This is a genomic window from Amycolatopsis saalfeldensis (genome assembly GCF_900110575.1).
Lineage (GTDB): Bacteria > Actinomycetota > Actinomycetes > Mycobacteriales > Pseudonocardiaceae > Amycolatopsis > Amycolatopsis saalfeldensis.
In genome coordinates, this window is sequence record NZ_FOEF01000001.1 from 265,992 (window position 1) to 291,333 (window position 25,342).

Annotated in this window: 26 protein-coding genes; 11 read left to right on the plus strand and 15 right to left on the minus strand. The window is 71.2% G+C overall.

What is annotated here, in order from left to right:
• Position 1 precedes the first annotated feature (1 nt).
• Genes BMY97_RS01100 through BMY97_RS01125 form a run of 6 tightly spaced genes read left to right on the plus strand, consistent with a single transcriptional unit; the run spans position 2 to position 5,788 of the window.
• On the plus strand, positions 2-961 hold the full coding sequence (locus BMY97_RS01100) for an ABC transporter permease (RefSeq protein ID WP_091611139.1): 960 nt from the start codon (positions 2-4) through the stop codon (positions 959-961).
• A complete protein-coding gene (locus tag BMY97_RS01105; protein ID WP_091611142.1) occupies positions 958-1,788 on the plus strand; it encodes an ABC transporter permease in 831 nt (276 codons plus the stop codon). Before BMY97_RS01100 ends, BMY97_RS01105 begins: the two co-directional genes overlap by 4 nt.
• Positions 1,785-3,416, plus strand: a complete 1,632-nt coding sequence (locus BMY97_RS01110) for a dipeptide ABC transporter ATP-binding protein (protein WP_091611144.1) — start codon at positions 1,785-1,787, stop codon at positions 3,414-3,416. Before BMY97_RS01105 ends, BMY97_RS01110 begins: the two co-directional genes overlap by 4 nt.
• Positions 3,413-4,306: an ROK family protein gene (locus tag BMY97_RS01115; RefSeq protein WP_091611147.1), complete on the plus strand. Its 894-nt coding sequence runs from the start codon at positions 3,413-3,415 to the stop codon at positions 4,304-4,306. The genes BMY97_RS01110 and BMY97_RS01115 overlap by 4 nt, the downstream gene beginning before the upstream one ends.
• 21 nt (positions 4,307-4,327) lie before the next feature.
• Positions 4,328-5,017 (plus strand): ubiquinone/menaquinone biosynthesis methyltransferase, encoded by a 690-nt coding sequence (locus BMY97_RS01120; protein WP_091611149.1) that lies wholly within the window; start codon positions 4,328-4,330, stop codon positions 5,015-5,017.
• 57 nt (positions 5,018-5,074) lie between these two features.
• Positions 5,075-5,788 carry a GNAT family N-acetyltransferase gene (locus BMY97_RS01125; protein WP_245787085.1) on the plus strand — a complete coding sequence of 238 codons (714 nt, stop codon included), beginning with the start codon at positions 5,075-5,077 and terminating at the stop codon, positions 5,786-5,788.
• Between the two features lie 20 nt (positions 5,789-5,808).
• Here the strand turns inward: BMY97_RS01125 and BMY97_RS01130 are convergent, their stop codons facing one another.
• The gene (locus BMY97_RS01130) at positions 5,809-6,384 is read right to left on the minus strand and encodes an SRPBCC family protein (protein ID WP_091611154.1); all 576 of its coding nucleotides are present in this window, start codon (positions 6,382-6,384) and stop codon (positions 5,809-5,811) included.
• A 105-nt stretch (positions 6,385-6,489) separates the two neighbouring features.
• Between BMY97_RS01130 and BMY97_RS01135 the strand changes: the two genes are divergently transcribed.
• Positions 6,490-7,128, plus strand: coding sequence for a TetR/AcrR family transcriptional regulator (locus BMY97_RS01135; protein WP_091611156.1), 639 nt, complete (start codon positions 6,490-6,492; stop codon positions 7,126-7,128).
• Between the two features lie 12 nt (positions 7,129-7,140).
• On the opposite strand, the gene BMY97_RS01140 is transcribed toward BMY97_RS01135, so the two are convergent.
• Positions 7,141-9,240 carry a glycoside hydrolase family 2 protein gene (locus BMY97_RS01140; protein ID WP_218156649.1) on the minus strand — a complete coding sequence of 700 codons (2,100 nt, stop codon included), beginning with the start codon at positions 9,238-9,240 and terminating at the stop codon, positions 7,141-7,143.
• 420 nt (positions 9,241-9,660) lie between these two features.
• Between BMY97_RS01140 and BMY97_RS01145 the strand changes: the two genes are divergently transcribed.
• Positions 9,661-10,596, plus strand: a complete 936-nt coding sequence (locus tag BMY97_RS01145) for an MBL fold metallo-hydrolase (RefSeq protein WP_091612767.1) — start codon at positions 9,661-9,663, stop codon at positions 10,594-10,596.
• 184 nt (positions 10,597-10,780) lie between these two features.
• On the opposite strand, the gene BMY97_RS46790 is transcribed toward BMY97_RS01145, so the two are convergent.
• From BMY97_RS46790 to BMY97_RS01170, 6 genes are all read right to left on the minus strand, one after another.
• Complete coding sequence (locus BMY97_RS46790; protein ID WP_177231106.1) at positions 10,781-10,930, minus strand: hypothetical protein; 150 nt, start codon at positions 10,928-10,930, stop codon at positions 10,781-10,783.
• An 86-nt stretch (positions 10,931-11,016) separates the two neighbouring features.
• Complete coding sequence (locus BMY97_RS01150) at positions 11,017-11,427, minus strand: histone-like nucleoid-structuring protein Lsr2 (RefSeq protein ID WP_091611158.1); 411 nt, start codon at positions 11,425-11,427, stop codon at positions 11,017-11,019.
• A gap of 57 nt (positions 11,428-11,484) precedes the next feature.
• The gene (locus BMY97_RS01155; protein WP_091611160.1) at positions 11,485-12,060 is read right to left on the minus strand and encodes a GNAT family N-acetyltransferase; all 576 of its coding nucleotides are present in this window, start codon (positions 12,058-12,060) and stop codon (positions 11,485-11,487) included.
• Between the two features lie 126 nt (positions 12,061-12,186).
• Entirely contained in the window at positions 12,187-13,827 is a 1,641-nt protein-coding gene (locus tag BMY97_RS01160) for a phospholipase C (protein ID WP_177231122.1), read from the minus strand.
• Between the two features lie 52 nt (positions 13,828-13,879).
• Positions 13,880-15,094 carry a Dyp-type peroxidase gene (locus BMY97_RS01165; protein WP_091611163.1) on the minus strand — a complete coding sequence of 405 codons (1,215 nt, stop codon included), beginning with the start codon at positions 15,092-15,094 and terminating at the stop codon, positions 13,880-13,882.
• A complete protein-coding gene (locus BMY97_RS01170; RefSeq protein WP_245787086.1) occupies positions 15,091-16,257 on the minus strand; it encodes an EfeM/EfeO family lipoprotein in 1,167 nt (388 codons plus the stop codon). The genes BMY97_RS01165 and BMY97_RS01170 overlap by 4 nt, the downstream gene beginning before the upstream one ends.
• Before the next feature lie 245 nt (positions 16,258-16,502).
• Here BMY97_RS01170 and BMY97_RS49005 point away from each other — a divergent pair, with 245 nt between their 5' ends.
• From BMY97_RS49005 to BMY97_RS01180, 3 genes are read left to right on the plus strand one after another with little or no spacing between them, the layout of a single operon-like run.
• On the plus strand, positions 16,503-16,637 hold the full coding sequence (locus BMY97_RS49005; protein ID WP_281246873.1) for a hypothetical protein: 135 nt from the start codon (positions 16,503-16,505) through the stop codon (positions 16,635-16,637).
• Positions 16,637-17,344, plus strand: coding sequence for an RraA family protein (locus BMY97_RS01175; protein ID WP_091611169.1), 708 nt, complete (start codon positions 16,637-16,639; stop codon positions 17,342-17,344). Before BMY97_RS49005 ends, BMY97_RS01175 begins: the two co-directional genes overlap by 1 nt.
• Positions 17,334-18,065 carry an SDR family oxidoreductase gene (locus BMY97_RS01180; RefSeq protein ID WP_091611171.1) on the plus strand — a complete coding sequence of 244 codons (732 nt, stop codon included), beginning with the start codon at positions 17,334-17,336 and terminating at the stop codon, positions 18,063-18,065. Before BMY97_RS01175 ends, BMY97_RS01180 begins: the two co-directional genes overlap by 11 nt.
• Before the next feature lies 1 nt (position 18,066).
• On the opposite strand, the gene BMY97_RS01185 is transcribed toward BMY97_RS01180, so the two are convergent.
• The 7 genes from BMY97_RS01185 to BMY97_RS01215 form a co-directional block, all read right to left on the minus strand.
• On the minus strand, positions 18,067-19,167 hold the full coding sequence (locus BMY97_RS01185; protein WP_091611174.1) for a glycerate kinase: 1,101 nt from the start codon (positions 19,165-19,167) through the stop codon (positions 18,067-18,069).
• 16 nt (positions 19,168-19,183) lie between these two features.
• Entirely contained in the window at positions 19,184-19,570 is a 387-nt protein-coding gene (locus tag BMY97_RS01190) for an allophanate hydrolase-related protein (protein WP_091611177.1), read from the minus strand.
• 12 nt (positions 19,571-19,582) lie between these two features.
• Entirely contained in the window at positions 19,583-21,025 is a 1,443-nt protein-coding gene (locus BMY97_RS01195) for an NCS2 family permease (protein WP_091611179.1), read from the minus strand.
• A 145-nt stretch (positions 21,026-21,170) separates the two neighbouring features.
• Positions 21,171-21,659, minus strand: a complete 489-nt coding sequence (locus tag BMY97_RS01200) for a nucleoside deaminase (RefSeq protein WP_091611182.1) — start codon at positions 21,657-21,659, stop codon at positions 21,171-21,173.
• Between the two features lie 24 nt (positions 21,660-21,683).
• Complete coding sequence (gene pucD / locus BMY97_RS01205; RefSeq protein ID WP_091611184.1) at positions 21,684-23,993, minus strand: xanthine dehydrogenase subunit D; 2,310 nt, start codon at positions 23,991-23,993, stop codon at positions 21,684-21,686.
• Positions 23,990-24,460: a (2Fe-2S)-binding protein gene (locus tag BMY97_RS01210; RefSeq protein ID WP_091611187.1), complete on the minus strand. Its 471-nt coding sequence runs from the start codon at positions 24,458-24,460 to the stop codon at positions 23,990-23,992. Before BMY97_RS01210 ends, pucD begins: the two co-directional genes overlap by 4 nt.
• Positions 24,451-25,335 (minus strand): FAD binding domain-containing protein, encoded by an 885-nt coding sequence (locus BMY97_RS01215; protein WP_091611190.1) that lies wholly within the window; start codon positions 25,333-25,335, stop codon positions 24,451-24,453. The genes BMY97_RS01210 and BMY97_RS01215 overlap by 10 nt, the downstream gene beginning before the upstream one ends.
• Positions 25,336-25,342 lie beyond the last annotated feature (7 nt).

Here is a 25,342-nt window from a genome sequence, read left to right on the forward strand (position 1 = left end):
GATGACCCGGTACATCCTCCGCCGGCTGGTGCTGGCCGTGATCGTCGTCCTGCTGGTCACCGTGGTCACGTTCGTGCTGCTGCACCTGCTGCCCGGCGGGCCCGCGCGCGGCGTGCTCGGCGTGAAGGCCACGCAGGCGCAAATCGAAGCGTTCAACTCCGCCCAGGGCTTCGACAAGGCACTGCCCGTGCAGTACTGGGACTACCTGGTGCGGCTGCTGCACGGCGACCTCGGCGACTCCTATACGCAGAACTCGCCCGTGACCACGCTGCTGGGCGAGCGGCTGCCGAAAACGCTGCTGCTCACGGTCGTCTCCACGGTGCTGGCGATCCTCGTGGCCCTGCCGGTCGGCGTCTGGCAGGCGGTCCGCCGCGGCAAGGCTTCCGATCACGTGACCACGGCGTTCACCTTCGTGCTGTACGCGACGCCGGTGTTCTTCCTGTCGCTGGTGCTGATCATCCTGTTCGCGCAGGTGCTGCCGTGGTTCCCGGCGCAGGCGGCGCAAGGCGAGACGATCGGCGAACTGCTTTCCCAGCCGGGCTCGCTCGTCCTGCCGATCCTGGCCGGGACGGGCGCCGCGCTCGCCGTGTTCAGCCGGTACATGCGGGCGTCCACACTGGACAACCTGGCCGAGGACTACGTCCGCACGGCGCGGGCGAAGGGCACGCCGGAGCGCACGATCGTCTGGCGCCACGTCTGGCCCAACTCGCTGACCTCGGTGGTCTCGATGCTCGGCTACTACGTGCCGACGGTGTTCGGCGGTTCGCTGGTGGTGGAGTCGATGTTCAACTACCCCGGCGTCGGGCTGCTGTTCTGGACGGCCGCGCGCAATGCCGACTTCCCGGTGCTGCTCGGCGTGGTGCTGGTGATCGCGATCGCGACGGTGCTCGGCTCGCTGCTCGCGGACCTGCTGCAGCTGCTCATCGACCCGCGTGTGCGGGTGAAGGGGGCGCGGTCATGACCGTCCTTTCGCGACTGCTGGCCCGGCGCACGGCCGTGGCCGGCGCGATCCTGCTCGTGCTGGTGGTGCTCTTCTGCTTCCTCGGCCCGCTGCTCTACGGCACGGACCAGTCGCACACCGACCTCGCGTCCGCGCGGCTGTCCCCCGGCGGCGGGCACCCGCTCGGCACCGACGAGCTGGGTTACGACGTGCTCGGCCGGCTGATGGTCGCCGGGCGGACGTCGCTGATCATCGGGGTGCTGGCCGGGCTGATCGCGACCGCCATCGGCGCGGTGTGGGGCGCGGTCGCCGGCTACACCGGCGGCTGGCTCGACACGGTGCTGATGCGGGTGGTCGACACCGGCGTCGCGATTCCCGCGCTGTTCCTGCTGCTGGTGGCGGCGACGCTGGTGACGCCGAGCGTCGGCGTGCTGGCCCTGCTGATCGGCTGCGTCTCGTGGCTGGTCCCGGCGCGGCTGATGCGCGCGGAAACCGTGAGCCTGCGCGAACGCGACTACATCCGCGCGATCACCGTGCTCGGCGCGGGCCGCACGCGGGTGGTCTTCCGGCACATCATCCCCAACGCGATCGGCACGGTGGCGGTGAACGCGACGTTCCAGATCGCCGACGCCATCCTGCTCGTGGCGTACGTGAGCTTCCTCGGCCTCGGCGTGCCCGCGCCGGCCACGGACTGGGGCGCGATGCTGTCCAAGGGCATCACCTACACCTTCGACGGCGCGTGGTGGCTGATCCTGCCGCCCGGCGTCGCCATCGTGCTGGTGGTGTGCGCGATCAACTTCCTCGGCGACGGACTGCGCGACGCGTTCGCGGTGAAGGGACGGCGATGAGCGAGCCGGTGCTCGACCTCCGCGAGCTGCGGGTGTCCTATGGCGACGGTGCGCCCGCCGTCGACGGTCTGTCGCTTTCGGTGGCGCCGGGCGAAATCGTGGCGATGGTCGGCGAGTCCGGCTCCGGCAAGAGCACGGCCGCGCTGGCCGTGCTGGGGCTGCTGCCCGCGTCCGCCACGGTGTCCGGCTCGATCGTCCTCGACGGGCAGTCCATTCTGGACCTGCGCGACGAGGCGCTCCGGAAGCTGCGCGGGCAGGGCGCGGGCATGGTGTTCCAGGAGCCGATGACGGCACTGAACCCGTTGCTGCGCATCGGTTTCCAGCTGGCCGAGGCGATCCGCAACCACGACCCGGCACCGAAACGGCACCGGCACTACCACGCCCGGTGCGCCGAGCTGCTGGGCCGGGTCGGCGTGCCGGACCCGGCGGCGCGGCTGAAGCAGTACCCGCACGAGCTGTCCGGCGGGCTCCGGCAGCGCGTGATGATCGCGATCGCGCTCGCGGCCGGGCCACGGCTGATCATCGCGGACGAGCCGACCACGGCACTGGACGTCACGGTGCAGCAGCAGATCCTCGACCTGCTGCGCGACATCCGCGACACCGAGGGCACGGCGACCCTGCTGATCACGCACAACATGGGCGTGGTCGCGGACGTCGCGGACCGGGTGCTGGTGCTCAAGTCCGGGCAGGTGGTCGAACAGGCGCCGACGACGCAGCTGTTCAGCTCGCCCGAAGCCGACTACACCCGTGAACTGCTGGCGGCGGTGCCCCGGCTGGGCGCGGGCGTGCACCCCGAGCCCGAGACGACGCCGGAACGGCCCGTGCTCGCGCTGTCGGACATCGTCGTGGAATACGGCGGGCGGCGGGTGGCCGACTCGGTTTCGCTCACCGTGGCGCCGGGCGAGATCGTCGGGCTGGTCGGCGAGTCCGGGTCCGGGAAGACCACGCTCGGCAACTGCGCGCTGGGCCTGGTCACCCCGAAATCCGGGACCGTGGCGGTGCTGGGCGGTCCGCTGCCGCGCGGCACCGGGCGCGCCGCGCGGGCGGTGCGGCAGCAGATCGGCGCGGTGTTCCAGGACCCGGCGTCTTCGCTGGACCCGCGGATGACGGTGGCCCAGACGGTCGCGGAACCCCTGGCCGTGCACACCTCGGCCGGGCGCGCGGAGCGGCGGAAGCGGGTGCGGGAGCTGCTGGACGCCGTCGAACTGCCCGAATCCATGATGACCCGGTACGGCCACGAGCTGTCCGGCGGCCAGCGCCAGCGCGTGAGCCTCGCGCGGGCGCTGGTGCTGGGGCCGAAGCTGCTCATCGCGGACGAGCCGACGAGCGCGTTGGACGTCTCGGTGCAGGCCGCGGTGCTGGAGGTGTTCCGGCGGCTGCACGAGGAGTTCGGCTTCGGCTGCCTGTTCATCAGCCACGACCTGGCGGTGGTGGACAGCCTGTGCGACCGCGTCGCGGTGCTGCGCTCGGGCGAGCTGGTGGAGCAGGGGCCGGCCGCGACCGTGCTGCGCGCGCCGGAACACCCGTACACCAAGGCATTGCTGCTGTCCTCACCCGTGCCGGACCCGGAGCTGCAGCGCAGCCGGCGCGAGGCGCTGGCCGATCCGGACGTGAACCCGGCGGCGTGAGCGAGCGCTGGGCCGGTGTGGACATCGGCGGTTCGAAGACCCTGGTCGTGTTGTGCGATTCCGCCGGCCGCAAGCTCGCCTCGGCGACGGCGGACTCCGGCGCGCACCTGGGCGGGCCGGCCATCCTGGACATCGCCGCCGGGCTGGTGCGGTCCCTTGTGGACGACGGGTCGGCGCTGTCCGGGGTCGGCGTCGGCGCGGCGGGGGTGGTCGACCCGGGCACCGGCACGATCGTGGTGACCGGCGACTCGTTCACCGGCTGGGCGGGCACCGCCGTCAACGCCGGGCTTTCCGCGCGGCTCGGCGGGGTGCCGGTGCGCACGGAGAACGACGTGAACGCGTTCCTGCTCGGCGAGCTGGACGCGGGGGAACGGCACGTGCTGGGCGTCGCGCTCGGCACGGGGGTCGGCGGCGCCCTGTATGTGGACGGCCGGCTGCTGCACGGTGGCGGCACCGGCGCGGGCGAGATCGGCCACGTCGGGAACTTCGGGCCCGCGCCGTGCACTTGCGGGGTGGCCGGCCACTTGGAGGCGTACGCGTCCGGCCGATCCCTGGCCCGCCGCTACACCGAGGCGACGGGCGTCTCGCTGCCCGCCGCTTCGGTCGCCGATGCCGCTTTGGCCGGTGACGAAGCGGCTCTCGCGGTTTTCACCGACGCGGGCCGGTTCCTGGGCGAGGCGATCACGCACGCGGGCGGGCTGCTGGGCATCGCGACCGCCGTGGTCGGGGGTTCGGTGACGAATTCGTGGGCCCTGCTGGAAAAACCGATGCTGGCGGCGCTGGCCGCGCACCCGCTGCTGTCCGGCTCACCGGTCGAGGTGCGGCTTTCGCGCTGGGGCGCGGACGCGATCGCCCTCGGGGCCGTCAACCTGGTCCGGGCAGCGGAGTGAGCGGCTAGGCTGGGCGGCACTATGCGCGCGGAACTGGACAAGCAGGCGAATCAGGTCTCGGCCATGTTCGACGAGGTCGCCGAGGGCTACGACCGGACGCGGTCGGTGCTGTGGCTGGGGCAGATGGGCCGGTGGGGCCGGGCCGTCTCGCAGGCGCTGGAGCTGCGGCCGGGCCAGCGCGTGCTGGACGTCGCGGCCGGCACCGGCACCTCTTCGCGCGCGCTCGCGGCGCCCGGCGTATCGGTCGTGGGCTGCGACTTCTCCCCCGGCATGCTGCAGGTGGCCCGCCGCCGTGTGCCGGAGCTGGAGTTCGTCCCCGGCGACGCGATGGACCTGCCGTTCGAAGACGATTCCTTCGACGCCGCAACGATTTCCTTCGGCCTGCGCAATGTGGCCGACCACGTGCTCGCCCTGGCCGAGATGCGCCGCGTCGTCCGCCCGGGCGGCCGCGTGGTCGTCGCGGAGTACAGCCACCCGACGTCCCGCCTCACGCAGACGGCGTTCCAGACCTACCTGCGCAAAGCGGCCCCCCGCATCGCCCGCGCCCTCAGCACGAACGTCCCGGCGTACGACTACCTCGCCGACTCCATCCTGGCCTGGCCCACCCAGCCGGCCCTGGCCGCGGACCTGCAGCGCGCGGGCTGGACACGGGTGGCGTGGCGGGACCTGACCGGTGGGGTGGTGGCTCTGCACCGGGGGTTCAAGGCCTGAACCCCCGGCCGGGAAACGAGGAGACAGCACGAGTCCGCGCGGATTACCGTCCGCCGGGTGCGCGAAGCATCGAACCCCCTCATGTGGCGGCCGCTCATCGGCGCGGACGCCAAGGCGTCGGAGCGCGCGAGCCTCGCCGCCTTCGACGGCGACGTCATGGTCGGCTACCTGAAGGTCCGCTACCAGGCGTTCGCGGAAGAAGTCCATCGAGTCCTCCTGGACGGTGGCGTCCACCTGGCGCTGAAGCCCGCGGTCGACATCCACAAGGCCGAGAAGATCGCCGGCGTGGCCGAACTCCTCCGTTCCCAGGGCTTCGCGCCGATCCGCTACTTCCAGCGCATGGAGCACCCGCTCGGCGAACTGCCCGTCGAGGCCTCGATCCCCGCCGGGCTCCGGGTCGAACCGTGGTCCGAGCAGAACGACGAGGATTTCCGGTGGGTTCGGAACGAATCGTTCAAGGCGGGCCTAGGCGACGCGCCGATGCCGGCGGACCAGTGGCAGAACAAGATCACCAACCAGACGTTCCGGCCCGAGGTCAGCTTCCTGCTCCGCGATGCGCACTTCATGGTCGTCGGCACGCTCCCGCGGTACCGGGCGCGGGGCCTCGCCGGCACGTTGATCGGGCACGCGCTGCGGGCCGCCACTGCTCAGGGTTACGACCGCGCCAGCGCGAGCGTGGAATCGGCGGACCGCTCGGCCGCGCCCGGGGTTTTCGAGAGGGCCGGGTTCACGCCGACGATGCGGTACGTGCGCTGGACACTCGAGAGCTGACGCACCACGGGCCTCCCGAATCAGTGACAACCGGACCGCGCCTCGCTGGTGTCCTTGAGACGGTTGACCCAGTCGCCGAGGCCCTTGTCCAAGCTGCTCTGGTTGCCGGGGACGTCGGCGTCGACGGGCGGGCCGGCCCAGGACTCTTCGGTGGTCGCCACCACGCCGCCCTTGGCCGGTTTGAAGGTCCACAGGTGTACGCCGGTGATGCCGTTCACCGGGGCGCCCCAGGCGATGCACCGGCCGGGCGCGACCGTCTTCACCGTCGACGTGACCTTCATGCCCTGCGGGGACCAGTCGAAGACCGAGCCCGGCCGCAGTGGTCCCGGGGTCTCCTTGTGCGCCGGGGTGATCTCCGGGATCCACTTCGCCCAGTGGTCGACGTCGGTGTGCAGGCGCCACACCTCCCACAGCGGCGCCTGGATGAAAACGCTGGCCCGGCTGATCACCGGGGCGTTCTCGTCGACGGTCACGCCCCGGCATTCCTCGTGGGGCCCGGGCCGCGCTTCCCCGGCCATCGCCGGCGACTGCGCGGACAGCGCCGCCGCCGCGCTCAGCGCCACGACGCCGATGACGTTCAGGAGCTTGTGGTTCATCAGGATCAGTCCTCTCCGCCTGTGGTTACGGTCGTAAGGTTACGACCGTTAGTCGAGTCGGCGCAAGAGGTAACAGGTGTAAGTTTTGTGCAGTAAGCTGACGGCATGAGCGAGGACCCGGCGACGCACCCTCGTGCCCGCAACCGCCGCGGAGAAGGCGCCAAACTGCGCGACGAGATCGTGGCGGCGGCGGCCGGGCTGCTCGACGAGACCGGCGACGACAGCGCCATCAGCCTGCGGTCGGTCGCCCGTCGCGCCGGGATCGCCGCGCCTTCGATCTACCGTCACTTCCCCGATCAGGCCGCCATCATGCTGGCCGTGACGCGGAGCGCCTTCGCCGAGCTGGACGACCGGTTGCGCGCCGACGTGGCCGCCGCGGGCGAGGACCCCCGAAGCCGGTTGTTCGCCGTCTGCGACGGTTACCTGGAGTTCGCCGCCGCCCATCCCGGGCGCTACCGCACGATGTTCGGCGGGTTCTGGAAGCCGAATCTGGGCGAAAGCTCCGTGTCCGAAGACGACCTGGCCACGCTCGGCCAGGCGAGCATGGAGTTGCTCGCCGAGGCCCTCGCCGCCTGCGCCGACGCCGGCCTGATCACCAGCACGGATCCGTCCGCCGATGCGGTCGCCCTGTGGCTCGGCCTGCACGGGCTGGCCCACCAGCGAGCGGTGTCGCCCGCCTTCCGCTGGCCGCCGGACATCGCCGAGCGGCTCATCACCAAGCTCACCGGCCTCGACTGCGAATGAGCCGAAAGCCGCCTACTCGGGCTGGGCCAGCGTCCAGGTGACCGTGTCCGTGTACGCGTGACCACCGCGTACACCGGTCACCTTCACCACGTTCGCCCCCGGGACGAGGGTGACCGGCCACGTGTAGATGTGATCCGCGGAAGGCTTCGGACTGCCCACGGCAACACCGTTGATCGTCAGCGAGACCGTGTCGACGCCGTTGCCGTACGCCTTCACCGTGGTCGCCGCCGCGGTCCGATCGGTCCAGCGCCTGCTGGTCAGGTAGACGAACGGCGTGGTCGTCCAGTTGGCCTTGTACCAGTAGAACGCGTCCTTGCGGACCTGCCGGTCGTAGGTCACCAGGCCCTTGTCGTTACGGCCGAGCGTGTCGCCCTCGGCGCGCCCGTCCGAGGCGAAGTCGAACATGTTCCAGACGAACGTGCCCCACAGGTACGGCCGCGTTTCGATCTGCTTCCACGAGTTTTCGTGGACCAGCGTCTCGTACTCCTCCGGGTGCGTCCGTGACGGGATGACCGGAGGCTTCACCGTGGAGTTCTCCACGTGCTGGTTGACGCTGCCGCCCGCGCCGTACTCGCTGATCGCGATCCGGCGGCCCGGGTCCGCCGCGTGCAGCTGGTCGGTCCACGGGCCGGGGCCGGGCGCGGACAGGTCGTACCAGCCGAAGTACTTGTTGTAAGCCGAAAGGTCGGCGTGGTCCGACACCGAGTCCTGGCCGCCGCGGTTGTTGGCGTAGGTGGACAGCCGCGTCGGGTCCTCGGCCTTCACCTGGGCGGCGAGCGCCTGCAGGAGGTCGTTCGTGACGGCGTCGCTCTTCGCCTGCTCGTTGCCGATGCCCCAGAACGCGATCGACGGGTGGTTGTAGTTCTGCCGGATCAGCTCGGACATCTGCCGCGCGGCGTTCGCGCGGAACGCGTCGCTGTCGGTGACGCCGTTGACCAGCGGGATCTCCGCCCAGACCACGTAACCGCGCTGATCGGCGAGGTCGTAGACGTGCTGGGACTGCTGGTAGTGCGCGGTCCGCAGCGCGTTGACGCCCATCTCGTCCATCAGGTCGAAGTCCTGGTCGCGCTGCCGGTTCGCAACGGCCCAGCCCTCGTCGAGGCGGTCCTGGTGCGCGTTGACGCCGTGCAGGGCCAGGTGCTGCCCGTTGAGGGAGAAGCCGGCATTAGGGTCCACAGTGGACGTTCGAAGGCCCAGCGGCTGGCTGACGGAGTCGGTGACCCGGCCGGTGCGCGCGTCGACGACCTCGGCGGTCGCGCGGTACAGGTACGGATCCGCCTTGCCCTGCCAGCGGTGCGGCTTCGGGATCTCGACCCTTTGCGTGACGTCGGCGTCGGCCCCGGCGGCGACCTCCCGCGGAGGGGACAGGACCGTCGCGGCGACCTTGCCGCTCGCGTCGGTGACCACCGTCCGCACGCGGACCTGCCGGGCGGCGGTCCCGCTGTTGCGCGCCTTGGTGGTGACGTCGATGGTCGCCGCCTCCGCCGTCACGGAACGCTGGGCGAGGTAGACGCCCGGGCCGCCGAAGTCGTCCATCCGGATGCCGAGCCGGTCGACGCCGACGAGGGAGACGTCGCGGTAGATGCCCCCGAAGAAGGTGTAATCCGCGCTCAGCGGGGCGACGTCGGGCTGGCTCGAGTTGTCGACGCGCACGGCGATGACGTTGTCGCGACCGGTCCGCAGGGCGCTCGTGGCGTCGAAGCGGAACGTCGCGTAGCCGCCGCGATGCCGGCCGAGGTGGACGCCGTTCACCCAGACGTCGGCCACGGTGTTGACGCCGTCGAACTGCAGCCAAAGCTGCTTGCCCGCCAGCGACGGCGGGGGCGTGAAGTGCTTCCGGTACCAGCCGGTCCCGCGGTAGTAGTCGCCGCCGCCGTCCTGGCCGTCGAGATTGTTCCAGGTGTGCGGCACGGCCACGCCCGTCCACGAGGCGTCCGGGAAGCCCGGGGCCTGCGCGCCCGGCACGTCCTCGCGGGCGAACCGCCAGCCCGCGTCGAGGCCGACCTGCTCACGCGCCCCGGCGGGCGTGGCCGAAACCCCTGGGGCGAAAGCGAATCCGGAAACGCCGAGAACCGCGGCCAGTGCCACGGACAACCATCGTGAGCGGCGCACGACACCACCTCGATATTCATGGACGTGAATGAAGTCCAGACGCCTGAACGGCTCCGCAATGTAGTCGGATCGTCACAGCCGCGTCAACAATCCCTCCGCTACCCACGAAAATCCGGCCAAGTCATGGACCACACGGGCTAACAGGTCCGGGCCGCGACGCCGTCGCAGGAGTAGCCTCCTCGCGAACCGGCGGTGCGGGAGAGGGAACCGGGGGCCTGATGATCACCGGAAACGCGAGGCGGGCGGAGCGGGAGCGCTCCCGGTCGCCGGGCGAGGGCGTCCACACCGGGAAGCTGAGCGAGAACGCGATCCCCCGGCCTGCTGACATACGCCCACTTGGTCTATACCATTCGAAGGCCAGTGATCCACTACCATGCGGTGGTCCGGTATCACGGCGGCACGGCCCACGAGGGGGATTCCATGCCCGCCATCAGGCGCAACATCGTCCCGCTCAGGTATTCCGACCCGAGCGTGGTCGCCTATGTCCGCAGCCCGAGCGATTGGCTGGTGTCCAACTGCGGCTGGATCCGGGGCCGTGACGGCGTCCTGCTCGTGGACACCTGCGGCACCGAGCGCGACACGCTCGACCTGGTCAAGGACGTGCGGAAGTACTCCACGGTCGAGATGCCGCTGACGCTCGTGATCACCCACGCGCACGGCACGCACCACAACGGCGCCGGTGTCGCGCTGCGCAACGGCGGCCGGATCCTGGCCGCGCCGGCCGCGGTGCCGATCGTGCGGGCCGGGCCGCAGCGGAACGAGGAAGCGTTCAGCTGCAGCCACTGGGGCACGCTCGAGGCCCCGGCGCCCGAATCGGTGTACGCGGTGACGGCGCCCGCGGAGATCAACCTCGGCGGCGTGGTCGTGGAGATCGTGCCCTTCCCCGGCGTCGCCCACACCGACGGCGACCTGGTCCTGTTCGAGCCCCGGACCGGCACCCTGTTCACCGGCGACCTGCTGTCCGTCGGCGCGACGCCGATGGCGGTGCACGGCTCGGTGCCGGGCTGGCTCGACGCGCTGGAGTGGATGGACAAGATGTTCCCCGGCGTCCGCACGTTCGTGCCGGGCCACGGCGGGCTCAGCCACCCGGGCAGCTTCCCGGTCGCGGTGCTGCGCACCTACCTGCACTGGCTGCTCGACGCCACGGCCGCGGAGGGCACCCCGGACTTCCCGGCGCTCGCCGCCATCGCCCGCCGCCGCTGGCCGCACTGGAACAACCCGGAACGCCACGTCGGCAACCTCATGCGCGCCCACGCCGACCAGCACGGCGGCCACCTCCAGGAAGACAAAGCGATCAGCGCCATCCTGGACGCCGCAGGCGGCAAGATCGACCTCGACGCCCGGCTGGGCCTTTAGCGGCTGTTCCGGTCTCACCCCGTGGGTACCTCGCGTTGGCGAACGGTGCCGCCGACGCTTCCCGGCGATCAGCTGCCACCAGCCGAAAGCGGTTTGCCATGCGGAAAACGTGCCCGGTGTGCCTGGGCTCAGGCCTGGACCGCGACCAGAAGGCGTGCAGCCGCTGCGGCGGACTCGGCGACGTTTACGAGTTCCACAGGCCGCTCGACATCACGGCCTTCTCGTCGGGAGAAGGGCCCGCGCCGTAGCTGGAGCAAAAGATCCAGTCGGCGTCGTCGATGCGCTCCTTCGAGATCTGCGCGGCGAGTTCATTGATGTCCTGGTTGGCCGGCAACGATCAAGTCACGGAAACGGCCGGACCGGGCGCAAAGAGAAAGGGCCCGTCACCGCCGGTGCGGTGACGGGCCCTCCCCGTGCGGTTCAGGCGTTCGCCTTCTTGCGCGGCGCACGCTTGCGGGCGGGCTTCGCCGGGGCCTCCTCGACGATCTCCTCGCGCTCCTCGTAGGCCTTGACGATCTCGGCCGGCAGCCTGCCGCGGTCGGAGACCGCGAAGCCGTTGGCCTCGGCCCACTCGCGCATGAGCCGGTTGCGCTCGCGGTCGGCCGTGGACGACGTCGGACGCGGGGCCTGGCCCGCGGCGATCCGGACCTTGCGGCCGCCGGTGCGGCGGGAGGCGGCCACGTAACGGGCCAGCTCGTCACGAAGCGCGGCGGCGTTGTCCTCCGACAAGTCGATCTCGTAACTAACACCGTCGAGACTGAACGGGACGGTCTGCTCGGCGATGCTGCCGTCGATGTCGTCGACCATCTCGACGTGAACCTTCTGCGCCATGGTTCGTCGTTCCTTCACCTTCTACAGGATGTGCCTGGGCGAACCCTATCGTGTCGACTAATGTCGCGCTCTGTCACACGCCCAGTCCTGTCTGGACAGCGCGTACTCGACATCCCCGTGTTCGGCGCCCTCGAGGTATTCCGGCCACTCGAGGAAGAAGGTGCGCACGAGCGTGAGCCCGGCCTTCTCCAGCACTCGCCGGGACCGCGTGTTGACGGTCATCGTGGTGGCGACGACCCGCGCCACACCGGGATCGGCGAAAACCCGGTCGACGAGCAGGCGCAGTCCTTCGGTCGCGAAACCGCGTCCCCAGACCGCCGGCCGGAGCCGATAGCCCACCTCGGTGCCGCCGTCCAGCCCGGCGCTCACGGCGGGGCGCGCGGAGAACCAGCCCAGGAATCGGCCCGTGGCGATTTCCTGCGCGGCGAAACAACCTTGCCCGGGGGGAAGTTCGCGGTATTCCGCCAGGAACGCCGGAAGCGTCGAGTTCTCGACGACCGCGCGCGGCACCGGCCGCCCGTCGTCGATGAACCGCATCACCTCCGGGTCGCCGTACAGGGCGGCAAGATCGGCCACATCGTCCGGCGTGAACGGGCGCAGCCGGAGCCGTGGCGTTTCGGTCCGGCTCGTCATCCTCGGATTGCTACCAGCGCCCGGCGCCGTTCACCAACGCCTTTTCCGCGAGGCGTCGTCCCCACGACGGCCGAAGGCCACCGGGCAAGAATCGCCCGATGGCCTTCGGCTGGAACAGTTACCGCGTCAGTGGTGACCGCCCGGGGCGGCCGCCCCCGTCTTCGGGTCCAGCGGGAGCTTGCCCGCCTGTGGCCACCAGAAGTTGAACATGTTCCACAGCCCGCCGGCCCGGCTGTCGAACGAGGAGTCGCCCACGCGGCCGGCGAACCAGTTGTCCTCGATGAACTGCAGCACCGAGGTCTGGTCGGTCCGGGTGTGGTCGACGTAGTTCACCTTGCTGTACGGCGAGACGACCATCAGTGGCAGGCGCGGGCCGTAACCGCAGCGGTCCGCGTACTTGCCCTGTGTGGTCGGCTTGCCGGTGCACACCGCCTGGTCCTGCGACGCGTCCTGCGAGCCGTTGACGATCGGCGAGCTGACGTGGTCGTACCAGCCGTCCGAGTCGTCGTAGGCCAGCACGACGGCGGTGGAGCGCCAGTCCGGCGACTTCTGGATCTGGTTGATCTCGTTGACGACGAACTGCTGCTCGTCCAGCGGGTCGGAGTACCCCGCGTGGCCGTCCTGGTACTCGGGCGCCTTGAGGAAGCTCACCGCGGGCATCGAGCCGGCCTTCAGCGAGTCGTTGAAGTCGCTGACGTCGTACTGGTGGTTCGCGCGGTCGGTCTGGCCGATCGCCTGCACCGAGGACGGCGCCAGGTGGTGCGGGTTCGCCGTCGACGCGTAGTACTGGAACGGCTCGTGGTGCGGGCTGTAGTCCACGGAGGACTGGGCGCCCACGTTCGCGTGCTTCGCGCCGCAGACCGCGTACCCGTTCGCGGTGCCGGTCGGCTTGAAGCCGCCCTGGAACCAGCCCCACGTGACGTGCCGCGAGTTGAGCAGGTCACCGACGTTGCGGCCCTGCATCGCGCCGAGGTTGTCGGTGGCGGTGTGGTTCTTGTCGGAGCAGTCGTCCCACGCCGGGTCCGGGTCGTTGATGACCGTGCCGACGCCCTTGGCGTCCGGCGACTGGGTGACGTAGGCGTCCGTGGTCGGCTCGTGGCTGACCGGGTCGACCGCCTGCATCCCGTGCGTCTGGCCCGAGATCAGGTTGATCGCGCCCGGGGTGGACGGTCCGAACCCGGTGTTGAACGAGTTGTCGCTCAGCGCGTAGTTCTGCGCGTAGTTCCACATGCCGGTGACGGTGTTGCCGTCGTAGTAGTCCATCACCAGGCCGGGCTCGCCGAACAGCACGGGCTGGCCGGTGCACTTGTCCGTCTCGGTCTTCTCGACGAACTTGTTCATCTTGCCGCCGTTGAAGGCCGCCTGCTCCGCGCCGTAACCGTGGTTCTGGTCGCAGGTCAGCGCCTGGTCCGGGCTGAGCCGCTTGGGGTTGTAGGCGTTCGGGTTGTCCGTCAGGAGCTGCTTGGACAGGCCGTTGACCTTGGGGGTGTTGCGCGCGGCCTGGAACGGGGTGCCGTTCTCGTTGGTCGCCTTGGGATAGGTGCCGAAGTAGTGGTCGAACGAGATGTTCTCGCCGAAGATCACCACGACGTGCTTGATCGGGGTGAGCGTCGGCAGCCACGACGCGGGCTGGGCGTGCAGCGGCTGGGCGTCCGCCGACGTCGCCGCGGAGCCGGTGACGATCACCAGCGCGGCCGCCGAAGCGAGCGCGCCGGCGCCGAGCAGCCGCCGTGACCGGCGGCGCCGTCTGCCGATTCCTGTGTCCACTGGGGAATCCTCCTGATTTCGGTGACCTCGTGGTGGGAACTGCCGGGCCGGCTCAGGCGAGCAACGCCCGGCCGAAGTGGTCGTCGGGACCGGTGACCCCGGGCAACGCGAAGAAGTAGCCGCCGCCGAAGGGGGAGATGTAGTCGACCAGCGGCTCGTCGGCGAGCCGCTTCTGGACCGCCTCGAACTGCCGCTCGAGGTCCTGCTGGTAGCAGAGGAAAACCAGGCCCATGTCCAGGTTGCCGTTGGCGTCCACGCCGCGGTCGTAGTTGACCGCGCGGCGCAGGATCCGGCTGTTGTCGGTCTCCGCCGTGCGTGGGTTCGCCTTGCGGATGTGGCTGGTCAGCGGGATCACCGTGCCCACCGGGTCGTCGGCGTAGCGCGGCACGTCCTGCTCGTTCGCGCCGTCGAGCGGGGCGCCGGTGTCACGCCGCCGGCCGAACATGTTCTCCTGCTCGGTGAGCGAGACGCGGTCCCAGAACTCCACGAGCATCCGGATCAGCCGCACCACCTGGTAGCTGCCGCCGGCGGTCCACGCGGGCTCGCCGCCCCCGGACACCCACACCAGGCGGTCCAGTTCGGACTCGGCCGGGTTGGCGATGCCGTCCTTGAACCCCATCAGGTTGCGCGGGGTGCCGGACGGGCGCGGCTGCGAGCTGAACCCGTTGATCTTCCAGCGCAGCTGCATGCCGCCACGGGTCGCGCGGGTGATGTCGCGCAACGCGTGCAGCACGGTGTCGGCCGAATCGGCGGACAGGGTGAGCGAAAGGTCGCCGTGGCACTGCGCCGCGTCGAGCGCGTCGTTCGGGAACATCGTCATCGGCTTGAGCCTCGCCGGCTTGCGGCCGGCCAGCCCGTACCGGTCGTCGAACAGCGACGAGCCGGCGCCGAGCACCACGCCGAGGCTGCCCGGCGGCACCACCGGGCCGAGCACGCCGGAGTCGGCCGGCGGCGCGGTGATGCCGAGCGCGGCCGGCGCCCCGCCCGTGGTCAGGAACCGCGAGCGGTCGGTGATCTCCCGGAACAGCTCGGCCAGCTCCGCGCGGTTCTCCGCGATCACGTCGAACGAGGCGACCACGCTCTGCGCGGGCGGCTGTCGCAGGATCGCGGCCTGGCGCGCACCGTGGAACGGGACCGCTCCGCTGTCCTGACTACTGGCCGCTGTTGCTGCCGAAGCGCCGACTCCGACCCCGGCGGCCGCCGTCAGCCCGGCCCCGACCACGGTGCGGCGCAGGAAACTGCGGCGGGAGGATTCGGGGGTGCTCAAGAAACCCTCCTGGGCTCGGCGATGGCCGCGATCGGGGCCAGCTGCTCGGTCAGCTCGGCGACGTCGCCGTTGATCTTCTGGCGCTGCGGCGTGCTCAGCTGCCCGACGGGCGTCCAGCTGCCATCCGCCCGGCGGGCTCCGTCCAGCGCGGTCTCGGTGCGCTTCATCCAGCCGTCCACTGTGGACAGCTGCGGGAAGCGCGGGGCGAGCACCGGGCGCAGCACGTCGAGCACGGTCTGGACGCCGTCGAGGTTGGCGCGCGCCGTGGCGAGGTTCGTGCCGCTGCCGTAGTCGGTGCGGCCGGTGAGTTCGAACTGCAGCGCGTTCTCCACGATCTCGTGGGCGCGCAGGCCGAGGTCGTTGCCGTCCACCTGGCTCTGGGCGAACGAGTCCTGCAGGGCGTGCGCGTCACTGTCCAGCCGGTCCACGACGGCGCCGAGCGCGCCGAGGTCTTCGCCGTGCCACAGCCCGTATTCGAGCCGGTGGAAGCCGGTGAAACCCGGGTCGGCCACGCCGCCGGGCAGGCCGGCGGTGGTGCCGTTGAGCGCGCCGTCGGAGGCGCCGAACGCGTCGTACGCGGCGCCGAGGCGCTCGTAGGTCAGGTGCGCGGTCAGCCACGCGGCCTGGGCGCCGGCGCGATCCCCGCGGTGCACCGCGTCCTTGACCGGGCCGAGGTCGCCGACCAGCCGGACCAGCCCCTGCGTCACGTGCGCCTGGTACGCCTTGAGCGGCTGGAGCAGATCGTCGTTCGTCACCGGCGCGACCCCCGGGCCGCGCTCGGCGCCGCCACTGACCGTGCTCACCGGGCCCACGATCGCCGACGAGTCCTCCGGCAGGCACCGGAACGCGTACTTTCCGTTACCGAGGGTCACCGGGAGCGGCCTGGTGGTCCCGGCGCCGAGCCCGTCCACCTCGCCGTAGACGACGCCGGTGCCCGGGTCGATCAGGTCGACCTCCGAGGTCACCGAGCCGGTGTTGTGGAGGGTGAAGGTCTGGGCTCCCGCCTTGGGATCGGTCCAGCCCTGACCGCAGGCGGAGCGGGAAATGGAGATCTCCGGGTCCTGGGCCGACGCACCGTCGGGCCAGACCGCGATGGCGATCCCCGCGACCACCACCAGACCGACGGCCCCCACCACCCAGCGGGCACGCACAGACCCCGGCACCTGAAGACTCCTGCCACTCGTTCGGACTACCGGATCGAAATTATGCGTGCGGAAAGTGAAGAAGCGAGAGGCCGGATGGCCCGCCCACCGGGAATTCACCAGGACTTCAGCCAAGGAACCGTCAAATCGGAAATAGCGAACAAAGCGCCTGCGAGCATTAAGTCCGGTTCGCGTCGTATGGCGGATTCGCTCGCGGGCGCGGAAATAGGCGCCACCCCCAGGCGCCGGTGTGGTTGGCTACCGGGATGACCACCCCGCCCGGCTATCACACCGTCACTCCCCGAATGGTGGTCGCCGACGTGGCGGCCGCCGTCGACTTCCTGGTCACGGTCTTCGCGGCGACGGCCCCGGAGCCGGCCGGCGGACCGGTTCAGCGCTGATGGACGCCGAGGAGCTGCGCCGCCGTTTCGAAGGGCTGACCACCGCGCACCTCGCCGACGCCTGCGTCCGGGCGCGCTTGCAGGTCCGATGCGCGCCGGCCGGGACGCGGGCGGCGACGGCGGGCGAGCGGGTGGCCGGACGGGTGCTGCCCGCGCAACACGTCGGAAGTGTGGACGTCTTCCTCGAAGCGTTCGCCGGCAGCGAGCCGGGCGACGTGCTCGTGGTGGACAACCAGGGCCGCCTCGACGAGAGCTGCGTCGGCGATCTCGTCGCGATCGAGGCGGCGACCGCGGGGATCGGCGGCATCGTGATCTGGGGGCTGCACCGTGACACCGCCGACCTCGCCGCGATCGGGCTGCCCTTGTTCAGCCTCGGCGCGATCCCGACCGGGCCGCTGAGCGTCCACGCGCGACCGGACGACGCGCTCGAATCGGCCGCCGTCGGCCCGTGGACGATCACCCGCGAAGACCTCGTGTTCGGCGACGAGGACGGTGCGCTCTTCGTGCCCGCGAGCGAGGCCGGGGAGGTTCTCCGGCTCGCCGAGTCCATTCGGGACACCGAGCACCGCCAGGCCGGGCTCATCCGCGGCGGCACCACGCTCCGGGAGCAGGTGCGGTTCGACGAGTTCCTCCGGCAGCGCGCGGAAAACCCGTCGCTCACGTTCCGCGGGCACCTGCGCGCGGTCGGTGGCGCCGTTGAAGAGTGAACGCCCGCTCGCGCTGGTGACCGGCGTCGGCCGCCGGGCCGGTATCGGCGCCGCGATCGTCGCCCGGCTGGCCGCGACCGGCTGGGACGTCGCGTGCACGCACTGGTCGCCTTACGACGACCGGATGCCCTGGGGCCAGGACGAGGGCCGCGACGAGATCGCGGCCGCCCTCGAGCTGGAGGCCGACCTCGAAGACCCGGCCACGCCGTCGACGCTCTTCGACCGGGTCACCGCCGAGTTGGGCGACGTCCGGGCGCTGGTGCTGGCGCACTGCGAATCCGTGGACTCCGGGCTGCTGGACACCACGACCGACAGCTTCGACCGGCACTTCGCCGTGAACACCCGCGCGAGCTGGCTGCTGATCCGCGAGTTCGCCCAGCGCTACCGCGGCCCGCGCGGCGACGGCCGGATCGTCGCGTTGACCAGCGACGACGTCGTCGGCAACGTGCCCTACGGCGCGAGCAAGGGCGCGCTGGACCGGATCGTGCTCGCCGCGGCGAGCGAGCTGGGACCACTGGGGATCACGGCCAACGCGGTCAATCCCGGCCCCACCGACACGGGCTGGCTGACCTGCGACCTGGCCGCCGCCCTGGCCACCCGGACCCCGCTCGGCCGCCTCGGCCTGCCCCGCGACTGTGCCAACCTGGTCTCGTTCCTGCTCGGTCCCGAGGGCGGCTGGATCAACGGCCAGCTGCTCACCAGCAACGGCGGCCTCTCGTGACTCACCCGGACAACGTCAAGCACTCACGCGCCAGTTGTTCCGCCCGGCGCCGCAGCAAAGAACGGGCGTCGGCGACGCAGCGGGCCGGGTCCGGGTCCAGGTCGGTGAGGGCGTAAACGGCTTCGAAACCCGCCGCCTGCCAATCCTCCGGCGAGAGCAGGCACCGGCCCGCGATCGCGACCACCGGGACGCCCACCGCGGCCGCCGCGCGCTGGACCCCGATCGGAGCCTTGCCCCGCAACGATTGTTCGTCGAGCGAGCCCTCGCCGGTGACCACCAGCCGCGCGTGCCGGACGGCGTCGGAGAAGCCCAGCAGTTCCAGCATCAGGCTGCTGCCCGGCCGCATCCGGGCGCCCAGCACCGCCAGCGCCGCGAAGCCCACACCACCCGCCGCGCCCGCGCCCGGCTCCTCGGCGAATTCCGGGCCGATCAGCTCCGACCACCGCCGCAGACCGCGTTCCAGCGTCAAGACATCGTCTATCGACGCGCCCTTCTGCGGCCCGTACACCGCCGCCGCGCCGGATGGCCCCAGCAGCGGATTGTCCACATCGGACGCCAGCGAGACCTCCACCGGAGCCACGCCAGACAGGTCCACAGTAGACAGCGAGGCCAACGCGGCCCCGCCAGGTGGGAGAACGGCACCGGAGGCGTCCAGCAGACGCGCGCCCAGCGCCGTCAACATCCCGGCGCCGCCGTCCGTGCAAGCACTGCCGCCGACGCCGAGCACCACTCGCGAAGCCCCCGCCGCGACCGCCGCGGCGATCAGCTCACCGGTGCCGATGCTGGACGCGGTGAGGGGTTGTGGCACGCCGCCGGGCAGCCGGTGCAGGCCGGAGGCCTCCGCCAGCTCCACCACGGCGACGTCGTCCCGGAGCGCGAAGTACGCCGTGACGCGACGCCCGGTCGGGCCGTGCACCCGCGCCGGCACGCGGCGGAATCCGGCGGCGACGGCGGCCGCGACCGTCCCGTCACCGCCGTCCGCCACCGGCAGCATCCGCACCGGTTCCGCAGAAACTGCCGCGAAGCCCTCAGCCACCACCGACGCGACTTCGGCCGCGGTCAGCGAGCCCTTGAACTTGTCGGGGGCCACCAGCACGGTCACGGGAGCGGCCCGGCCGTCACGCCGCTTCCCTGCCGGCCAGGTAAGCGCGCCAGTCGCCGATTTCCGTGATGTCACGCAGCTGCACGTGCGACGTCTGCGGCCGGCGCAGCAGCATCGCGAACGCCGAGCTGCCGTCCGCCAGCTCGATCACGCCCAGCTCCAGCTCCGGCGGCTCGGCCGGCAGCACCCGGTCGCGCAGGGCGTCCAGCGAAACGTCGTAAACCTCGCCGCTGACCGGCGCACCGCCGTGGGCCACCGGGACCAGCGCGGGGCACTGGCCGCCGACGGAGTAGAAGCGGTACTTGGGCGCGGTCGTCGTGGCGGTGACCAGCGGCGCGCCGTCGAGCAGGTGGTGCAGCGGCTCGCCGCGCATGGCGCCGCCGTTGAGGAAGATCAGGGTCACGGAAGGTCCTTTCTAGAGGATCGCCTTGACGACGTCGACGCCGAAGTAGACGGTGAAAACGAGGGCCAGCACGGTCAGGATCCAGCCGGCCTCGCGCCATTTCCCCTTGCAGGTCTTGATCAGCACGTACGCGATCAGGCCGGCGCCGACGCCGTTGGTGATCGAGTAGGTGAACGGGATCAGCGCGACGGTGAGGAACACCGGGATCGTGTAATCCGGGTCGTGCCAAGGGATGTTGCGGCACTGCGCCACCATCATGCCGCCGATCACCACCAGCGCGGGCGCGGCGGCCTGCGCCGGCACGATGCCCGCGATCGGGGTGAACAGCAGCGTCGCGGCGAACAGCACCCCGGTGACCACGCTCGCCAGCCCGGTCCGCGCGCCCTCCCCGACACCGGCCGCGGATTCCAGGAACACGGTGTTCGGCGACGAGCCGGCCAGCCCGCCCGCGATCGCGCCCGCGCCGTCGACCAGCAGGATGCGGCCCATCTTCGGCACGCGGCCGTCCTTCGACAGCCCGGCTTCGGCCGAAACGCTGGTGATCGTGCCCATCGCGTCGAAGAAGCCCGAAAGGACCAGCGTGAACAGGAAGATCGTGGCCGTCAGCGCGCCCGCCGAGGCGAAGCCGCCGAACAGGTCGACGTGCCCGAGCAGCCCGAAGTTCGGGGCCGCCACGACGTGGCTCGGCAGCGTCGGGGTGGTCAGGCCCCAGTTGCCGACGCCGAAGCCGTCGTGCAGCACCACCGCGACCACAGTGGACACCGCGATGCTGATCAGCACCGCGCCGGGCACCTTGCGCGAGGTGAGCACGGTCATCAGCAGCAGGCCGAAGCAGAACACCGCGATCGGCCAGCCGTTGAGGTGCCCGTCGAGGCCGAGCCGGACCGGGACGGTGGTGCCGGCCGCGTCCGGCATCCGGGTCACGAATCCCGCGCTGACCAGGCCGACCAGGGCGATGTAAAGCCCGATGCCGACGGTGATGGCCATCTTCAGCGGCGCCGGGATCGCGTTCATGATGCGTTCCCGGATCCCGCTGACCGCCATCACCACGATGCAGACGCCTTCCAGCACCACCAGCCCGAAGGCCTGCGCCCAGGTCATCGACGGCGCCATCTGGAACGCCACGATGCCGTTGATGCCGAGCCCGGCGGCGAGCGCGAGGGGCGCGTTGCCGACCAGTCCCATGAGGATGGTCATCACCGCGGCCGCCAGCGCGGTGGCGGTGGTGACCATCCCGGCGCTGAGCTTCGCGCCGGTGATGTCGGCGGAGGCGCCGAGGATGAGCGGGTTGAGCAGCACGATGTAGGCCATCGCGACGAACGTGGTGACGCCGCCGCGCACTTCCCGGCCGACGGTCGTGCGCCGTGCGGTCAGGTCGAACAGACGGTCCATAAGGGACTTACGGACCGGGTCTTTCGCCGGGCTCACAGCGTCTTCGATGCGTACCTGGGTCATGCGTCCTCCCCTTGCCGGTGGGTGTGCTGCACCGCGCCCCGAAAGCGATCGGGGCGTGGCCAGCGGGACGTTTCGGTTTTTGTGGTGCTCCGGTCAGCACCGGGATGGGCCCTGGGTGCGGGCTTCCGGTGTTGGGGTGGAATCCCTAGTAGTCGACGCGGTCCGGCCGGTCCAGCCAGGCGTCAAAGGGCGCGAAGCCGTCCTTCAAGGACAGCCGGGACACGGGTACTTCCCAGTTTTCGCGGGGGTTTTCGAACAGTTCGTAGAAGGCGCGGTCGTCGAACCCGGCCTTGGCGGCATCGTGGCGGTCGGCCGCGAAGAGCACGCGGTCCACCCGGGCCCACAACGCGGACGCGAGGCACATCGGGCACGGCTCGCACGAGGAGACGAGCACGCAGCCCGTCAGCTTGAAGTCGCCCAGCGCCTGGCAGGCCGCGCGGATCGCGACGACCTCGGCGTGCGCCGTCGGGTCGAGCGAGGGCGTGACGCGGTTGACGCCGGTGGAGATGATCTCGCCGTCCTTGGCGACCAGCGCGCCGAACGGGCCGCCGCCGTCGGCGACGTTGCTGGTGGCGATGCGGACGCTTTCGGCGAGCCAGCCGTGTTCCAGGTCGGCAGCGGCGGAAACGGTCATTTCTTCAGCTCTCCCAAGGGGTTTTCAGGTACCGGTGAGGTGCTCGGGGCGGATCGGGACACGGGGCAGCTCCAGCCCGGTGGCCGCGCGGATGGCGTTGGCGATGGCCGGCGTCGCGGAGATCGTGGGCGGCTCGCCGACCCCGCGCACGCCGTACGGGGAGTGCGGGTCGGGCCGTTCCAGCACGTCGATGCGCATCGGGGGCATGTCGAGCACGGTCGGGATCAGGTAATCGGTGAAGGACGGGTTGCGCACCTTCCCGTCGACGACCTGGATCTCCTCCATCACCGCCAGCCCGAGGCCCTGCGCGGAACCGCCTTGGATCTGGCCGAGCACGGCGTCGGGGTTGAGCGCCTTGCCGACGTCCTGCGCGCAGTCCAGCTGCACGACCTTGACCAGGCCCAGCTCCACGTCGACGTCCACCACCGCGCGGTGGGCGGAGAAGCCGTACTGCACGTGGGCGTCGCCCTGGCCGGTCTCCGGGTCGAGCGGGTAGGTCTTGCGGTGGTGGTATTCGCGGGTCTCCTCCACGATTTCCTCGCCCAGCAGCTCGGCCAGCCCGATGAGCACCTCGCCGTCGGCGGCGACGATCTTGCCGCCGGCCAGCGACATCCCAGCGGCCGGGCGGGCGAGCCGACGCTCAGCCAGCGCGTACACCGCTTCGGCCACCGCGCGACAAGCGTTGCGCACCGCGCCGCCGGTGATGTACGTCTGACGCGACGCCGAGCTGGAACCCGCGTCGCCGACACTCGTGTCGGCCGGGTGCACGGTCACCCGCGGCACGCCCAGCTCCGTCCGCGCGATCTGCTGTTGCAGCGTGACGAGGCCCTGTCCCACCTCGGCCGCGGCGGTGTGCACCATCGCCACCGGCTCGCCGCCGATGACCTGCAGCCGCACGCGCGCCGTCGAGTAGTCGTCAAGACCCTCGGCGTACGAGATGTTCTTGATGGTCACGCCGTAGCCGACGCCGCGGACCACCCCCTCGCCGTGCGTTACGTTCGAAGCGCCGCCGGGCAGGTCCCGGATGTCCACGGCACCACCGCGTTCCGGCGGCAGCGGCATGTCCTTCACCCGCTGCACCAGCTCGCCGACCGGCGCCGGGAAGTCCACCACCTGGCCGGTGACGTTGGTGGAGCCCTCGCTCATGGCGTTGCGGATCCGCAGGTCCGCCGGGTCCATCCCGAGCGCGGCGGCGAGTTTGTCCATTTGCGACTCGTACGCGTACGTCGGCTGCACCGCCCCGAGGCCGCGCATCGCGCCGCACGTCGGGTTGTTGCTGTACACGCCCCAGCCCTCGATCTTCGCGTTCGGCACGTTGTACGGGCCGACGCTGAGCGTCGTGCCGTTGCCGACCACCACCGGGGTCTTGGACGCGTACGCGCCTCCGTCGAAGTACATCCGCGCGCGGACGTACACGAGGTCGCCGTCCTTCGTCGCGCCGTGCTCGTAGTACATCTTCGCCGGGTGACGGTGCACGTGGCCGAAGAAGGACTCTTCGCGGTTGTAGACCATCTTCACCGGACGGCCGGTGCGAAGCGCCAGCAGGCACGAGTGGATCTGCATGGACAGGTCCTCACGCCCGCCGAACGCGCCGCCGACGCCGGAAAGCGTCAGCCGCACCTTCTCCGGCGGCAGGCCGAGCGCCTTGGCCGTCTGCCGCTGATCGACGTGCAGCCACTGGGTGGCGAGGTAGAGGTCGACCCCGCCGTCGTCGTCCGGCACGGCCAGCCCGGACTCCGGGCCGAGGAACGCCTGGTCCTGCATGCCGATCTCGTACACGCCGGAGACCACCACCTCGGCGGCCGCGTCCGGGTCGCCCTTGAGGATTCGCTGGTACCGCACCAGGTTCCCGTCCGGGTGCAGCTTCGGCAGCGTGGCGTCGTGCGCGGCGCGCTCGGGGTCGGTGATCGGCTCCAGCACCTCGTACTCGACGTCGATCTCCTTGAGCGCCTGCCGCGCGATCTCGGGATGGTCGGCGGCGAGGATCGCGACCGGCTCGCCCTGGAACCGCACGCGGTCCTCGGCCAGCGCGGGGGTGTCCTGGTACTTGAGGCCGTAGACGTTCTCGCCGGGCACGTCCTCGTACGTGAGCACCGCGTGCACGCCGGGCTGGGCCAACGCGCGGGAGACGTCGAGGCGCACGATGCGGGCGTGCGGGTGCGGGCTGCGCAATGTCGCGCCCCACAACATGTCCTCGTGCCACAGGTCGGACGAGTACGCGAATTCGCCGCGCACCTTGAGCGTGCCGTCGGGGCGCAATGGGCTCGCGCCGATGCCGCCGCTGACGGTTTCGGCCAGATCCTGCGGGGACCGGGCCGGGGCGGACCTGGTCATGCGTTCTCCTTACGGGACGCGGCGAGACGCACGGCGTCGAGAATCTTCTCGTATCCCGTGCAGCGACAGAGGTTCCCCGCCAGCGCCTCGCGGATCTCGGCGTCGCTCGGGTCGGTGGTGCGCGCGACGAGGTCGTGCGCCGTCACCAGCAGGCCGGGGGTGCAGAAGCCGCACTGGACGGCGCCGCACTCCACAAAGGACTCCTGGATCGGGTCCAGCCGGTCGCCGTCGGCGAGGCCTTCGACGGTACGCACCTCGCGGCCCTCCGCCTGACCGGCCGCGACCAGGCACGAGCACACCGGGACCCCGTCGAGGTACACCGTGCAGGAGCCGCATTCGCCTTGTTCACAGGCGTTCTTCGAGCCCGCGAGACCGAGGCGCTCGCGCAGCACGTACAGCAGGCTTTCGCCTTCCCAGACGTTGTCCGCCTGGCGTTTTTCGCCGTTCACCACCACGTTCACGCGCATTCGGCCTGCCTCCCGCCGCAGTAGTCGGTCCAGGCCCAGGTCAGCGTCCGCCGGGCGAGGACGGACAGGGCGTGCTTGCGGTAGTCCGCGCTGCCGCGGACGTCGTCGATCGGGGCCGCGGCCTGCGCGACCAGCTCGCCGAACCGGCGTTTCACCGAGTCGGCGAGCGCACGGGGCCGGTCCCACTGGTCCTCGGCCGCCAGCTCCCCGGCGATGAACTCCTCGGCGTCGACGGCCCGGCGCGGGGTCGGCGCGGCCGAGCCGACGCCGGTCCCGACCCGGCGCTCCCCCGGATGCAGCGCGAGGCCGAAGGCGCAGACGGCGATGACCATCGCGTTGCGCGTGCCGACCTTGCTGAACTGCTGCGGCCCGGCGGCCGGCGCGAGGTGGACAGCGGTGATCAGCTCGTCCGGCTCGAGGACGTTGCGCTTCACCCCGAGGTAGAAGTCCTTCGCCTCGACGCGGCGGGTGCCGCGCACCGAGGCGATCTCGACCTCGGCGCCGGCCGCGAGCAGGGCCGGGTGCGAATCCCCCGCGGGCGAGGCCGCGCCGAGGTTGCCGCCGACGCTGCCGCGGTTGCGGATCTGCGGCGAGCCCACCGTCCGGGCGGCCATGGCGAGGCCGGGCAGCCGGTCGCCGAGTTCCGCGATGATCCGGGTGTACGGCGTCGCGGCGGCGATTCGGATCCGGCCGTCCACCGTGTCGTGCCCATGCAGCTCGGCGACGCGGTTCAGGTCGAGCAGCGCGGACGGGCGGCGGTGGTCGAAGTTGATCTCCACCAGCACGTCCGTGCCGCCGGCGACGGGCACCGCGTCCGGGTGCGCCGCCTTGGCCGCCAATGCCTCGGCCAGCGAGGCGGGGCGCAGGAACTCCATGACGTCC

Bases quoted from the DNA above. Each gene is read 5' to 3' on its own strand.
- BMY97_RS01100 (WP_091611139.1), top strand. From the start codon at position 2: ATGACCCGGTACATCCTCCGCCGGCTGGTGCTGGCCGTGATCGTCGTC.
- BMY97_RS01105 (WP_091611142.1), top strand. From the start codon at position 958: ATGACCGTCCTTTCGCGACTGCTGGCCCGGCGCACGGCCGTGGCCGGC.
- BMY97_RS01110 (WP_091611144.1), top strand. From the start codon at position 1,785: ATGAGCGAGCCGGTGCTCGACCTCCGCGAGCTGCGGGTGTCCTATGGC.
- BMY97_RS01120 (WP_091611149.1), top strand. From the start codon at position 4,328: ATGCGCGCGGAACTGGACAAGCAGGCGAATCAGGTCTCGGCCATGTTC.
- BMY97_RS01130 (WP_091611154.1), bottom strand. From the start codon at position 6,384: ATGAACCACAAGCTCCTGAACGTCATCGGCGTCGTGGCGCTGAGCGCG.
- BMY97_RS01135 (WP_091611156.1), top strand. From the start codon at position 6,490: ATGAGCGAGGACCCGGCGACGCACCCTCGTGCCCGCAACCGCCGCGGA.
- BMY97_RS01145 (WP_091612767.1), top strand. From the start codon at position 9,661: ATGCCCGCCATCAGGCGCAACATCGTCCCGCTCAGGTATTCCGACCCG.
- BMY97_RS01150 (WP_091611158.1), bottom strand. From the start codon at position 11,427: ATGGCGCAGAAGGTTCACGTCGAGATGGTCGACGACATCGACGGCAGC.
- BMY97_RS01155 (WP_091611160.1), bottom strand. From the start codon at position 12,060: ATGACGAGCCGGACCGAAACGCCACGGCTCCGGCTGCGCCCGTTCACG.
- BMY97_RS49005 (WP_281246873.1), top strand. From the start codon at position 16,503: ATGACCACCCCGCCCGGCTATCACACCGTCACTCCCCGAATGGTGGTC.
- BMY97_RS01175 (WP_091611169.1), top strand. From the start codon at position 16,637: ATGGACGCCGAGGAGCTGCGCCGCCGTTTCGAAGGGCTGACCACCGCG.
- BMY97_RS01195 (WP_091611179.1), bottom strand. From the start codon at position 21,025: ATGACCCAGGTACGCATCGAAGACGCTGTGAGCCCGGCGAAAGACCCG.
- BMY97_RS01200 (WP_091611182.1), bottom strand. From the start codon at position 21,659: ATGACCGTTTCCGCCGCTGCCGACCTGGAACACGGCTGGCTCGCCGAA.
- pucD (WP_091611184.1), bottom strand. From the start codon at position 23,993: ATGACCAGGTCCGCCCCGGCCCGGTCCCCGCAGGATCTGGCCGAAACC.
- BMY97_RS01210 (WP_091611187.1), bottom strand. From the start codon at position 24,460: ATGCGCGTGAACGTGGTGGTGAACGGCGAAAAACGCCAGGCGGACAAC.
- BMY97_RS01215 (WP_091611190.1), bottom strand. From the start codon at position 25,335: ATGGAGTTCCTGCGCCCCGCCTCGCTGGCCGAGGCATTGGCGGCCAAG.